The 12791-nt window shown below is 68.8% G+C and carries 9 protein-coding genes; 5 read left to right on the plus strand and 4 right to left on the minus strand.

The genetic code is table 11. From position 1 onward, the window contains the following. The first annotated feature begins 26 nt into the window (after nt 1–26). Nucleotides 27–737, plus strand: a complete 711-nt coding sequence (locus ACLJPX_RS18465) for a histidine phosphatase family protein (RefSeq protein ID WP_101613208.1) — start codon at nt 27–29, stop codon at nt 735–737. Nucleotides 738–839: 102 nt separating this feature from the next. Beyond that, a complete protein-coding gene (locus tag ACLJPX_RS18470) occupies nt 840–2882 on the plus strand; it encodes a M3 family metallopeptidase (RefSeq protein ID WP_410601176.1) in 2043 nt (680 codons plus the stop codon). Nucleotides 2883–2939: 57 nt separating this feature from the next. Here the strand turns inward: ACLJPX_RS18470 and ACLJPX_RS18475 are convergent, their stop codons facing one another. Then, a complete protein-coding gene (locus ACLJPX_RS18475) occupies nt 2940–4163 on the minus strand; it encodes an aminotransferase class V-fold PLP-dependent enzyme (RefSeq protein WP_410601177.1) in 1224 nt (407 codons plus the stop codon). On the opposite strand from ACLJPX_RS18475, the gene ACLJPX_RS18480 reads away from it, so the two are divergent. Beyond that, nucleotides 4162–5541 carry a PLP-dependent aminotransferase family protein gene (locus ACLJPX_RS18480; RefSeq protein ID WP_410601178.1) on the plus strand — a complete coding sequence of 460 codons (1380 nt, stop codon included), beginning with the start codon at nt 4162–4164 and terminating at the stop codon, nt 5539–5541. The two genes, ACLJPX_RS18475 and ACLJPX_RS18480, sit on opposite strands and share 2 nt — an antisense overlap. 18 nt (nt 5542–5559) lie before the next feature. Here ACLJPX_RS18480 and ACLJPX_RS18485 read toward each other — a convergent pair whose 3' ends face one another. Both ACLJPX_RS18485 and ACLJPX_RS18490 read right to left on the minus strand, forming a co-directional pair. Then, nucleotides 5560–6189, minus strand: a complete 630-nt coding sequence (locus tag ACLJPX_RS18485; protein WP_410601179.1) for a hypothetical protein — start codon at nt 6187–6189, stop codon at nt 5560–5562. Between the two features lie 70 nt (nt 6190–6259). After that, complete coding sequence (locus ACLJPX_RS18490; protein ID WP_410601180.1) at nt 6260–8053, minus strand: right-handed parallel beta-helix repeat-containing protein; 1794 nt, start codon at nt 8051–8053, stop codon at nt 6260–6262. 87 nt (nt 8054–8140) lie between these two features. Between ACLJPX_RS18490 and ACLJPX_RS18495 the strand changes: the two genes are divergently transcribed. Together ACLJPX_RS18495 and ACLJPX_RS18500 are read left to right on the plus strand one after the other, a co-directional pair. Beyond that, on the plus strand, nt 8141–9007 hold the full coding sequence (locus ACLJPX_RS18495; RefSeq protein ID WP_410601181.1) for a TetR/AcrR family transcriptional regulator: 867 nt from the start codon (nt 8141–8143) through the stop codon (nt 9005–9007). 111 nt (nt 9008–9118) lie between these two features. After that, entirely contained in the window at nt 9119–10252 is a 1134-nt protein-coding gene (locus ACLJPX_RS18500) for an SWIM zinc finger family protein (protein ID WP_410601182.1), read from the plus strand. Here the strand turns inward: ACLJPX_RS18500 and ACLJPX_RS18505 are convergent. After that, entirely contained in the window at nt 10235–12682 is a 2448-nt protein-coding gene (locus ACLJPX_RS18505) for a DUF6493 family protein (RefSeq protein WP_410601183.1), read from the minus strand. The two genes, ACLJPX_RS18500 and ACLJPX_RS18505, sit on opposite strands and share 18 nt — an antisense overlap. Nucleotides 12683–12791: the final 109 nt, after the last annotated feature.

Raw genomic sequence — 12791 nt, forward strand, 5'->3', positions numbered from 1 at the left:
AAGCACGGACACGTAGGGTGGGCAACGTGAGTACTGTGATCCTTCTGCGCCATGGCAAGTCCACGGCGAACGGCTCGGGCGTCCTTGCCGGGCGCACGCCCAAGGTCGGGCTGGACGACACCGGCCGGGCACAGGCGGCGGCGCTCGTCGAGCGCCTGGCGCCGGTTCCTCTCGCCGAGCTGGTGGTCTCGCCGATGCTCCGCTGCCGCCAGACGGTCGCGAAGCTGGCCGAGGCACGCGGTCTGGACAAGGTCAAAGAGCCCGGTTTGTCCGAAGTGGACTACGGCGAATGGACCGGTCGCGCGCTCAAGGATCTGTTCAAGGAACCCCTGTGGCGGGTCGTGCAGGCGCACCCCTCGGCCGCGGTCTTCCCCGGCGGGGAAGGACTGGCCGAGATGCAGGCGCGTTCGGTCGCGGCCGTTCGCGCGCACGACGCCCGGATCACCGCGAAACACGGCGAGAACGCGGTCTGGCTCCTGTGCAGCCACGGCGACGTGATCAAGTCGATCCTCGCCGACGCGCTCGGCCAGCATCTCGACGCGTTCCAGCGGATCGTGGTCGACCCGGCGTCGGTTTCGGTGGTCCGCTACACCGAGACTCGTCCGTTCGTGTTGCGCGTCAACGACAACGGCGGTGACCTGGCCGGGATCGCCCCACCGGCACCGAAAGCCAAAGCCAAGCGCGGCAAGGGAAAGCAGAGCTCCGACGCGGTGGTGGGCGGTACCACCGGAGCGTGACCGACACCGTCTGCGGCGTCACGCCACGGACGGCATCCACCGGCCCCTGACTGCCCGTAAGGTGGCCTGAACAGCAGATTCGACGACCCGGGAGCAACACCGATGATTTCGCAGGACAACCCGTTCGCCGCGCCGAGTGAGCTGCCCTACGCCCTTCCGCCGTTCGACCGAATCGCCGACGAACACTTCCTGCCCGCCTTCGAAGCGGGCCTGGCCGAGCACGCCGCCGAAATCGACGCGATCGCCGGTTCCGCCGAGCCGCCCACGTTCGAGAACACCATCGCCGCGCTGGAGAAGTCCGGCAGGCTGCTGTCTCGCGTTTCCAGCGTGTTCTACAACCTCTCCGGATCGAACGCGAACGACGAGATCCAGCGAGTGCAGGCCGAAATGGCGCCGCGACTGGCCGCGCACGCCGATGCCGTCAACCTGAACCCGGCGTTGTTCGCCCGGATCAACACGCTGTTCGAGCGCAAGGACGAACTCGGCCTCGACACCGAGTCGCTCCGCCTGCTCGAGCGTCACCACACCGACGTCCGCCGGGCCGGCGCGGGGCTTCCCGAAGCCGACCAGAAGCGCCTGCGCGAGCTGAACGAGCAGCTTTCGACCCTGTCGACCAGGTTCCAGCAGAATCTGCTGAAGGACACCAACGAACTCGCCGTCGTCGTCGAAGACGTCGCGGAACTCGCCGGGTTGGGCGGGGACGAGATCGCGACGGCAGCCGAGACCGCGGGGGAGGAGGGCAAGTACGTCCTCAAGCTGACCCTGCCGACAGCACAGGCGGCGCTGGCCACGCTGGAGGACCGCGCGCTGCGCGAGCGGATCTTCACCGCGTCGGTGTCGCGGGGCAACCGGGGCAACGAGTTCGACAACAACGAGATCGTCGCCCAGCTGGTCCGGTTGCGCGCCGAGCGGGCCGCCGTGCTCGGCTTCCCCGACCACGCCTCGTACGTCATCGAAGACGAGACCGCGAAGACGGCCGCCGCCGCTGCCGGGCTGCTGGAGCGCCTCGCGCCGGTCGCCGTGGCCAACGCCAAGGCGGAGGCCGAAGAACTGCAGCGGTACCTCGAAGCCGACATCCCCGGCGCCGTCCTGCGGCCGTGGGACTGGGCGTTCTACGCCGAGCGCGTCCGCAAGGACCGGTTCGAGGTCGACACCGCGGCGCTCCGCCCGTACTTCGAGCTGAACCGGGTGCTGACCGACGGGGTCTTCTTCGCCGCCTCCAAGCTGTACGGCTTGAGCTTCACCGAGCGGGAGGACCTGCCGAAGTACCACCCCGAGGTCCGGACCTTCGAGGTCTTCGACGCCGACGGCACGGCACTCGGCCTGTTCCTGCTGGACTACTACGCCCGCGACTCGAAGCGCGGCGGCGCCTGGATGAACAACTTCGTCGACCAGACGACAGTGCTGGGCACCAAGACGGTCGTGGTGAACGTGCTCAACGTCGCCAAGCCTCCGGCGGGGGAGCCGACCCTGCTGACCTTCGACGAGGTCGTCACCGCGTTCCACGAGTTCGGGCACGCGCTCCACTCGTTGCTGTCGGACGTGCAGTACCCGACGTTCTCCGGCACCAGCGTTCCGCGTGACTTCGTCGAGTACCCCTCACAGGTCAACGAGATGTGGATGCTCTGGCCCGAGGTCCTGGCCAACTACGCCAAGCACCACGTGACCGGCGAGCCGCTTCCGCAGGAGCAGATCGACAAGCTCCTGGCGTCGCAGCAGTACGGCGAAGGCTTCTCCACGACCGAGTACCTCGCCGCGGCCCTTCTGGACCAGGCGTGGCACGCGCTCGGCACCGAGGACCACGTCGAAGACGTCCAGAGGTTCGAGGCCGAGGCGCTGACCAAGGCCGGAGTCGCGCTGGAAGCCGTGCCGCCGCGGTACCGCACCACCTACTTCGCGCACGTTTTCAGCGGCGGCTACAGCGCCGGGTACTACTCCTACATCTGGAGCGAGGTCCTCGACGCCGACACCGTCCAGTGGTTCCGCGAAAACGGCGGGCTCACCAGGGAGAACGGTGACCACTTCCGCCGTGAGCTGCTCGGGCGCGGTGGCAGCATCGACCCGATGGACGCCTTCCGCGCGTTCCGCGGCCGTGACCCGGAGATCGAGCCGCTGCTGCAGCGCCGCGGTCTCGCCGGCGCCTGACGCTCTGACGGCTTCCCTGCCCGTGCACCCCCCAGTGCCCAGGCAGGGAAGCCGCGATCAGGCGGCGAGTTCGGCGACGGCCGCGGTCACGTCGTCCACCTCTTGTTCGGTGTTGTAGTAGTGCGGGCTCAGCCGCAGGCACCAGTCGACGTTCTTGTCGCCGAAGTCGAACTGGGCGAACTCCCGGTAGCTGAGTGCCGAGTTGATCCGCCGGGCGTCCATCGCCTCCTTGAACGGGACGGCTTCCCAGCCTTTGATCGAGAACGTCACCAGCGCGCCCAGCTTCCGGCCCCGGTCGAGCACCTCGACGCCGGGAAGGGCGGCGAGCCCGTCACGCAGTCTCGACGCGAGCGCAGGCGTTCGCCGTGAGATCGCCTCCAGGCCGACCTCCCGGGCGTAGCGCGCCGCCCGCGCGCTGCCGAGCACCGTGGCGTACGGGAATTCCCATTCTTCGAACCGGACGGCCGACCCGGCGGGCTCGTACTTTCTCGGCGCGGCCCAGCGGGCGCCGTGCATGTCGATGAACAGCGGCTCGTGGCCGTCCGCGAGGAAGCGATCGGAGACGAACAGGAAGCCGGAGCCGCGCGGACCGCGCAGGAACTTGCGACACGTCGAGGTGAGCAGGTCGGCGCCGATCTCCTCGACGTCGACGGGGTACTGACCGACCGACTGGCAGGCGTCGACCAGGTACAGCAGACCGAGCTCGCGGCAGTGCCGCCCGATCTCGGCGACCGGCTGGACCAGTCCCGAATTGGTCGGGATATGCGTGGCCGCCACCAGTTTCGGCTTCCTGCTGCGCATGAGCGCCGCCATGGCCTCGACGTCGACACCGCCTTCCGGCGTGTCCGGTGCGTGAACGACCTGGACGCCGAACCGCTTCCGCAGTGACAGGAACGCGATCTGGTTGGAGATGAAGTCGTTGCGGGTGGTGAGAACGATGTCGCCGGTTTCGAACCGGATCGAGGACAGCGCTGTGGAGTAGGCGTGGGTGGCGCTGGCCGCGAAGGCGATGTTGCGCGGCCGCGCGTTGATGAGCGCGGCGATCTCGCGGTAGAAGCCGGCGACCTCGTCGGCCCGTACGGCAGCGGCCTCGTAACCGCCGATCTCGGCTTCGAGATTCAGGTGGTCGAGCATCGCGGCCAGCACCGGCTTCGCCACGAGACCACAGCCCGCGTTGTTGAAGTGGACGACCTTCTCGCTACCGGGGGTATCGGCTCGCAGCGCTGGAATGTCCAGTAGTGATTCCGCGCGGTTTTCAGTAGCACTATCATGTTCTTTCATGTCGGATAGTAGCACTTCTGCGCTCGTGGCCCAGCTGCGTTCCTTGGTCCGTGCGGCGGCGCCGGGGGACCGGCTGCCCAGTAGCCGGGAGCTGATCGAGCGCTACCGGGTCGGCCCGGTGACGGTCTCGCGCGCGATCGCCCTGCTGGCCGCGGAAGGTGCTGTCGTGACCCGCCCCGGCAGTGGGACGTACGTGGCGACGAAGCCGAGGACGGCGGGAGAACCGCTCGACACGGCGTGGCAGACCGTCGCGTTGACTGATCGCAGCGTCGACACCCGGTCCCTCACCGGCACCCTGGGGCCGCCGCCGGACGGCGCGATCCTGCTCGACGGCGGCTATCCGCACCGGTCACTGCAGGCGGCCCGGTTCTTGAGTGCGGCGCTCGCGCGGGCGGGCCGCCGTCCGGACGCCTGGGACCGCGCACCCGCCACCGGGCTGGCCGCGCTGAGGTCGGTGTTCGCGGGACCGGCCGGTGCGTCGCCGGACGACGTCCTGATCACGGCCGGCGGACAGAGCGGGCTGTCGATGGCGTTCCGGGCCATCGCCGCTCCGGGAAGTCCTGTGCTGGTCGAGTCGCCGACCTATCCGGGAGCGCTCGCCGCGGCGCGAGCGGCGGGACTCCGTCCGGTGCCGGTCCCGATCGACGAGGACGGTGTCCGTCCGGATCTGCTCGCCGAGGCGTTCGCGATGACCGGCGCCCGGCTCTTCTACTGTCAGCCCACCTTCCACAATCCGACCGGGACCGTGCTGGCCGCCGAACGTCGCGCTCAGGTGCTGGAGGTGGCGCGGGCGGCGGGTGCGTTCGTGCTCGAGGACGACTTCGCCCGCTACCTGTCGCACGAATCCACGGCACCGCGTCCGCTGATCGCCGACGACCGCGACGGCACGGTCGTCCACCTGACGTCGGTGACGAAAGCGGCGGCGCCGAGCCTGCGGATCGGGGCGCTGATCGCGCGAGGGCCGGTGCTCGACCGGATGAAGGCGATCCGGCGGGTCGACGACTTCTTCGTCTCCCGTCCGCTGCAGGAAGCGGCACTCGAACTCCTCAGCGCGCCGTCCTGGGAACGTCACGTGCGGAAACTGGGCGCCGAATTGCGGGAACGGTGCGCGAAAGCGGCCGCGGCGCTGGCGGGGGAGTGTCCTGAATGGACTGTCGCACGCCTTCCCTCGGGTGGGCTGCACCTGTGGGTGCGGCTACCGGCGGGGAGTGACGCGAACGCACTCGCCCGCGCCGCGAGAGAGCGGGGAGTCGTCGTCGGGGCAGGGGAGCGGTTCTTCGCCACCGAACCGTCCGGGCCGTTCCTGCGCCTGGGCTTCGCCGCGACGGCCGACCTCGCCGAACTCACCGAAGGCATCCGGCGCTTGAGAGATGTATAACGACCTATACGGCGTCGCTCAGGCCAAAAAAGCTTCAAGGGCCAGATAAACACCACCGCCGAGGACGACGCCGGCGATCGTCCCCACCGTGACCTCGGCCTTCGTGTGGTCGCCGAGCTCTACGCGGGACCAGCAGACCCAGCCGACGCCGAGGAAGACCAGGGCGAGCCAGGGGCCGTAGACCCGGATCAGCATGACGGCCGCACCCGCCGCCACCATCGCGTGCATGGAGATCTTGAACTTGAAGCCGAAGGTGATCGCCAGTGCGGCGACCAGGCAGACGAGTTCGGCGGCCGCGAGCGCGATCATCTCGTGCGGAGCGCCGCCGGCGATCAGGATGACGAATCCGGCGGTCAGCGAGCCGATGCAGACCGCGAACGGGACGAGCCGTCCGGCCCGATCGGTCACATGGTGGCTGTCCCACTTGCCCTTCCGCGCGCCCCGCACGATCACGGCCATCGGGATCAGTGAGCCGGTCACGCCGACGATGAGTCCCCACAGCACCGTCTCGCCGAGGTGGTAGCCGGTCACCTTCCAGGCGACGATCAGCGGCAGGCCGAGCACCCAGACCCAGGGGGCGAGCACCTCGGTCGCGATCCTCGCGAGGCGATGGCGTGTGCCGGGGGAGTCCGTGGACTGGGTCGGCATGGCGGGCGGTCTCCTCGTGGATCGTGGGCGGAACGGCTCCTGCCGGGCGAGCGCCCGGCAGGAGCGGTGATCATCGTTCCAGACCCCGGCGGCCCGCCCGCGCGAGGATGTCGGCGCCCGCCGGATCGGCCTGGACTTCCTTGTCGAAGTTCTCCTTGGAGAGCAAGGTGTTCCCGGCCATCGTCACCGTCTCGGGTGCTCCACCGTCCGGCTGGACGTCCCAGAAGTTGCCGAGGAAGGCGACGTTCTCCAGCGGCGGGCCGACCTGGAGCACGATCGGCGTGTCGGCGCCGTGGACGATGTTGCCGACGACGGTGATCCACGCGGCGCCGTAGTCGGTGTAGAGCCCGAAGTTGAACGAGGTGAGGACGTCCCGGATCACGTTGCCGCGGACGGTCGCCCCGCCGGCGAAGGAGGAGCCCTGCGGCGCGGAGAGGTAGATCCCGCCGCCGTCCATCAGCTTCCCCATGCTGCGTTCGACGAGGTTCGCGATCACCTGGGTGCCCTTGGCCCGCTCGCCGCCGGTGATCACGATGCCGTTGTGCGGGACGTCGTGGATCTCGTTGTGCGCCACGGTCGTCTCTTCGGACTCGACCACGATGACGGCGGACGAGCCGCGGTACTCGGTGCCGATGTGGTGGACGAGGTTGTCCTCGAGCGAGACCCGGGTGCTGTCGTGGACGGCGATCCCGCTGCCCGAGATCTCGTCGAAGATACATCCCCGGATCTCGACGTCGGTGCTGTCTTCGATCAGCAGCCCACCCGCGCCGAGCCGGGTGAAGTGGTTGCCCTCCAGCGTGACCCGCCTGACCGACGCGAGGCTGACGTTGGCGGGCAGCTGAACCGGACTGGCCGGGACATGGACGTAGCCGACGTCCGCGCCCATGTCGATCTTCCGGAAGTCGCCCTGCTCGTAGCGGGCGTTTCCGTGGTAGTGCAGGTATCCGCCGGTGCGCGTGGGGCCCGACCAGGCCGCGTCGGCGAGAGTGAAGCCGCGGAGCACGAGGTCGTGTACGCCCTTCCCGCTGACGAGCGTTTCGAGCACCGGCGCGAGGACGGTGGTCTCGCCGATCTCCTCGCCGGGGCGCGGGCGGTAATGCAGGACGTGTTCGCCCTGCTCGGTGCGGCTGACGGCGAAGGTGCCCGGCTCGGTCAGGAACGCCACGTTGTTCTCGAGTACGGAAGGGGCTGCGAGACCGTCCCAGGTCCCGTCCCCGCCTGCTGCGTACCACTTCGAGTCGTAGAGGGATTTGGCGTTGTCGAAGGCGGGCTGGACCATGGTGATGGTGGTCGACGCGGCATCGCCGGAAACCGATGCGACCGCGAGCCGGGCTTCGGACCACGGGTAGACGCCGGGGTAGACGAACTCCAGCCCGGAGGGGTCCGGCCAGGACTGGGGTTCGAGGCTGTCCGTGACGTAACCGGTAGCGGTTTTCGTCACGGTACCCGGCAATCCGGTCATGCGGGCCGCCCGCGTCGCAGGACGGCCGTCCACGGTGAGCCGTCGTGGTGCCAGTTCGCCGACCGGAGCCGTCCAGACGCCGTCGTCACCTGCCGACCAGCCGGAGATCTCGCGGCCGCCGCTCAGTTCGACCTTCGCCTGTGCGGGCGTTCCGTAGCCGTCCGCCTGGTAGATCACGCGGAAGCCGTTCGTGCCGGAATCCGCCAGCTTGTCGTCGAAGGCCAGGGGTTCTCGCAGGTGATGGACGCCGGCGGTGAAGGCGACGACGATGTCCCCGGTCATCCCGGCGGTGGCGGCGCGGACGGCTTCTTGCGCCGCTCTCGGTGTGGCGAAGGGCTGGTCGACGGTGCCAGGCCAGTCGTCCTGGCCGTCGGGGGACACGTACAACCTGATTTCAGGCATGCGGAAGCGCTCCTGGGAGTTGTTTATGAGATATACTGAGGTTTATCAGCTAAACACGCGAGAGCGCCGAGCGTCAAGGGAGTAGTGGTGGCGAAAGACGACGCGCAGCCGGATCCGGAGCGCGCGATCGAGCTGCTGTGGGGAGCGCCCGAGCCGGATCGGCCGGGGTTGAGCCTCGGCCGGATCGTCACGGCGGCGGTCGAGGTCGCGGACGCCGAAGGGCTTGCCGCGCTGTCGATGCGCAAGGTCGCGGAACGGTTCGGTACCACCACGATGTCGCTCTACCGGTACGTTCCCGGCAAGGCGGAACTGGTGGAACTCATGCGGGACGCCGTGTACGGCGAGTTCCCGATGGAGCCTTCGGAGGGTCTCGGCTGGCGGGAGGGTCTCGAACGCTGGTCGCGGCGAGCGTGGGGGATCCACCAGCGGCACCCGTGGCTGGTCCACAGCGCCGGGACCAGGCGGCTGCCCGGTCCGAACATCATGGCCGGCTACGACCACGCCCTCGACGTCGCGTCACGCAGTGGTCTGGCGCCCGCGGAGGTGATCGCGGTGGTGAATCTGGTGGGCGGATTCGTCGAGTCCGTCGCTCGTCAGGCAGCGGACACCGTGGAGCTCCAGCGGCGCACGGGTGTGTCCCATGAGCGCTGGTGGAGCGAGCGCGAGTCCTTGTTCGAGCGCCTCAACGGCTACCCGGCCTTGGAGCGGCTGTGGAAGAGCGGGGGGATGGATACCCCGCTCGATCCCTTCGAGTTCGGGCTGCGCAGCACTCTCGACGGTGTCCAAGCGCTGGTCGAAGGCAGGGCGAGTGAGGTAACGCGTGACGAAACCAGGGGAGGGGAGTGCGTCATGTGCGGCAAGCCTCTGGACGGGGGAGTGCGAGGCAGGCCGCGGGACTACTGCTCGAGGGCTTGTCAGCAACGTGCGTATCGCCAACGTCAGGCTCAGGCTTGACATCTTTGAATGTATAACGACCTATACATCCCGGCAAAGAACAAGATCATTCTTAAACGTAGCCAGTCAAAACCTGCAAAGAGTGTCAGGGGCTCTGGCTAGGGTGGCCCAATGATCACCGAGATCTTGCTGGAGCCGGTTGAAGAAGACGTCCGGGTACCAGTGCTTTTCGACGGTTTCGTCGAACCCGGGGCGCAGGCGGCGCAAGCTCTACTGGTCCTGGGGAAAGTCGCGCGTACGCGGTTCTGGATGCCACCGTCGATGGTGAACCGGCTCATCGCCGAGTCCGATCCGGTGTTCACCGCGGACAGGACGACGCTGCGCGCGGAGGCGTTTTCGCCGTGCTGTGGCGTCTACGCCAGGCTCGACCTGCTGGAAGCGGGCGAGCTCGGCGAGGGATGCACCAATGTGGATCTGTCCGAGGCGACGAGGACGGTGCTGGCTGGGGTGGTGGCGCAAGATCCGTTGCACCTGACCGTTCGTGGGGACGGAATCCATCTCCGCACTCTCGACGGGCAGAACGACGAGTCGCTCGTGCCACTGCCGGATCGCTGGGTGGCAGGCTTCGCCGAGGTCGCTGCTGTCACGGCTGGCGCCGTGAAGAAGGCGGAACTAGACAAGCTCGAAGCACGCGCCTTTCTGCGGAGGCTGCCCACCGCCGTCGGGAAGTCGTGGGCGGTGGCGTCCGGCCGTGGACTCCGGTTGACCGCGCGAGCGGGCCAGGACTCGATACCGGCGTCCAGGCTGCATCGGCTCCGGATCGTCGAGCCGCTGATCCGGTTCGCCCAAGGCATGACCGTCTACACACGGCCGGGCAGCGAGGTCGCGAGCTGGGTGCTCGATCTGGAGCGGGCGCGGCTGATCGTGACGCTGTCTCCTGAACCGTCCCGCGGCTTCTCCGGTGAGGGCGGCTGGCTGAACTCGCTGGCGGCCGGCCTCGAAGCGCAGGAACTCGTCGCGGGCCGCGCCGGACACGACGTCGTCGATGGCACGTGGTTCTCGCGCGAACTCCCGAGCGGGCGTGGCCCGGAGAACCGGCGGCTGGCGAAGGCCCGTGAGCTCGTTGCCGCCGGAGCCGTCCGGTCGTTGCCCGACGGCGGCTACGAGATCGCTCGTGCCGGGTCGGTGCAGCGTGTGCGGCTCTCGCCGCCCGGGTGCACCTGTGCCTGGTGGGCCAAGCATCAGGAGAACCGCGGTCCGTGTTCACACGTGCTGGCGGCCCGGATGTCAGCGGTTGAGGCGTGATGCCGCCTTCGCTGCCTTCGAACCGCCCTTGAACCCCGCCAGCCATTCCTTCGTTTCGGCGCTGATCGCGCCTGCGCCACGTTCCACCAGGTCCGCGGCGAGTTCCAGCAGCGCGAAGACGCCCCGGTGGGAAGGTTCCAAGGCGGGCAGCAAAGTGTCCAGAGTGGACAGTACGGCGATCGGGTGTTCGTTCGCGATGATCGACAGCCGGGGTGCCAGCCTCGTCGGAATGAGGTGGGGACCGAGCACTCCCAGTGCTTCGCCGAGCGCGCGAGGGCCGAGCATCCGCTGGTCCAACAGGGTCAGCGCGGCGTCCGTGCCCAGCTGGGAGGCGGTCGGTCGTTTCAGCACGAGCGTGGTGGCGATGAGCATCGTGCCGGGGAATCCCGGTATCGACGGACTGTCGAGGAATGGGGGCAGTACGGCCTTCTCGACGGGATAGCCGACTTCGATGTCGTTGAAGAACAGGTTCCCGGCGACCGCGGCTTCGAGGTAGTCGCGGTCGTACGGCGAGGACACCGTCTCGTGGCATTCGGTGAAGCCGAGCCACTCGGGATCCGGGCCGTCGTAGAGCACGCCTAGCCAGGGGACCTTCGGTGAGACGGCTTCCGGGGTTTCGCCGATGTCCAGTGAGTCCAGGCCGTACGCGTCGGGGCCGACCTTCGCCGACCAGGTCATCGGAGGTCCGGGTTCACCGCGCAGTGCGGCGGCGGGGTCTGCGGATTCCGGGTGCCGTGCGCGGGCGGCGGCGAGGGCGGTCCAGCCGGTTTCGGAGATCGGCGGCCCGCCGAGGGCGTAGCGGATGTGGTCGGCGTGCGGTCCGGTGAGCGCGTCGGCGTGCGCGAGCGCTTCGGTCCGGGTGTCCGGGGCGAGCCGGAGCAGTGCGTCGGCGACGTCGTCCTCGGGTGCTTCGGGGTGTTCGAGCATGCGGGAGACGAAGACGACCGGGTCGAGCCAGCCGCCTTGGTGGGTGGCCGCGGAGACGGGTACGGCGGTGCCTTCCAGCAGGGCGGTGACCCGGTGGTGGAGCGGTCGGCGCCAGCCGTCGACCTGGGGCGGGTGGGTGACGTCGCGGCCGCTGAGGCCGAGGATGAGGGTGGCGAGCAGTTTGGGTACGGCCGCGCTGTACTTCTCGTTCGTGATTTTGGTGGCGCGTTTGACCAGCGGTTTGAGGGCGTCCTTGAGTTCGGCGGCGACGCGGTGGGTGCCGTCGAGGACGGCCAGGAGCAGGTCGGCCTGGTCGGGGTCGGCGAGGAGGGAGGAGAGGGCTTCTGCGACCGCGGCCGGGGTGTCCGGGATTTCGAGCGGGATGGTGAGCGTCTCGCGCTGGTGCCAGGGCGGTCGCACGGGTTCCGGGTACTCGACGGTCTCGATGACGGCCGGGGTGTCCGGGGTGACGCCGAGTCTGGCGGTGGCGAGGGCGCGGACGTCGGAGGCTTCGTGGGTGAGCGCCGCTTCGAAGACCTCGTCGGCGAGGCCGGTCAGCTCGGGGCGCTGGTCGGCGATGCGGCTGGCGAGTTTGAGCGCGAGTTTGGCGGTGGCGGCGCCGCGTCCGGCCGCTGCCGCGGGGAGATGCCGGAGGGCGACTTCGCCGTCGAGTGTGCCTTGTTTGTCCACTAGGGACAGCGCCTTGACGGCGAAGGAGACGGTGCGGGGGAGGCCGCTTCCGCACAGCCGGGCGTAGCGGTTCTGCGCTGTCGTGCGCTCGTCGGGAGTGGGTTCGAGGGCTTCGTGGAGCGCCGCGTACCACTGGGCGCGGAAGGCGGCGAAGTCGCGGGCGAGGATGTCGAGGGTGAGGTCGAAGAGCCGGGTGCGGTCGAGTTCGCCGGTTCCGGTCAGTTCGAGCAGTGCGGTGGACCACTTGTCCTCGTCGCGGACGTATTTGTCGAAGGCGGCGAAGCTGGCGTCTCCGTTGCCTTCGGTCGCGAGCAGTTCCCAGAGTTCGGTGAGTGCTTCGGGTTCGGTGCGGAGGCGTTCGGCCAAGGACTGTCCGCGGAAGCGTCCGGCCCAGCGGAACCAGCCGGCGTGGTAGTCGGCGGTCTTGATGGGTTCGAGGTCGCCGTCGAAGATCATGCGGCGGATCGCTTCCCAGGCGGTTTGGTGGCCGATCATGCGGAGGGCGATCGTCTTGCGTTCGGCGAGTGAGCGGTCTTGGAGGACGCGTTCGAGGATCGTGGGTGAGGCGATCCAGAGTTTGCGCAGCAGGGGGTCGCTCGCGGGGAGGATGGCCCAGAGGGCGGTCGCGGCTTGCTGTCCCTTGAGCGGGTTTCGGGCGCCGTAGGTGTTGGGCTCCAGCTCGACGAACTCGCTGCTGTCCTTGAACGCGGCCAGGAGGTCGGGGAGCAGGGCCTTCCGCTCGGCTTGGGAGAGCTCGAGGGTCCGGGTGAGGACTTCCGACGGTTGGCCGGTGAGGAGCACGTTCAGCTGCACTCGGTCAATTTAGCGTTCGGTGGTGCCGCGCCGTGGTGGGTCTCGTGAGTGGTAAGGGCGGTTCTAACCGTCCTTACCACTCACGAGGTCAGGGACGGGATCAAGGCGC

The sequence above is a fragment of the Amycolatopsis sp. lyj-90 genome (assembly GCF_046549035.1).
In the GTDB taxonomy this organism is placed as follows: Bacteria; Actinomycetota; Actinomycetes; order Mycobacteriales; family Pseudonocardiaceae; genus Amycolatopsis.

Bases quoted from the DNA above. Each gene is read 5' to 3' on its own strand.
- ACLJPX_RS18470 (WP_410601176.1), top strand. From the start codon at position 840: ATGATTTCGCAGGACAACCCGTTCGCCGCGCCGAGTGAGCTGCCCTAC.
- ACLJPX_RS18480 (WP_410601178.1), top strand. From the start codon at position 4,162: ATGTCGGATAGTAGCACTTCTGCGCTCGTGGCCCAGCTGCGTTCCTTG.
- ACLJPX_RS18475 (WP_410601177.1), bottom strand. From the start codon at position 4,163: ATGAAAGAACATGATAGTGCTACTGAAAACCGCGCGGAATCACTACTG.
- ACLJPX_RS18485 (WP_410601179.1), bottom strand. From the start codon at position 6,189: ATGCCGACCCAGTCCACGGACTCCCCCGGCACACGCCATCGCCTCGCG.
- ACLJPX_RS18490 (WP_410601180.1), bottom strand. From the start codon at position 8,053: ATGCCTGAAATCAGGTTGTACGTGTCCCCCGACGGCCAGGACGACTGG.
- ACLJPX_RS18500 (WP_410601182.1), top strand. From the start codon at position 9,119: ATGATCACCGAGATCTTGCTGGAGCCGGTTGAAGAAGACGTCCGGGTA.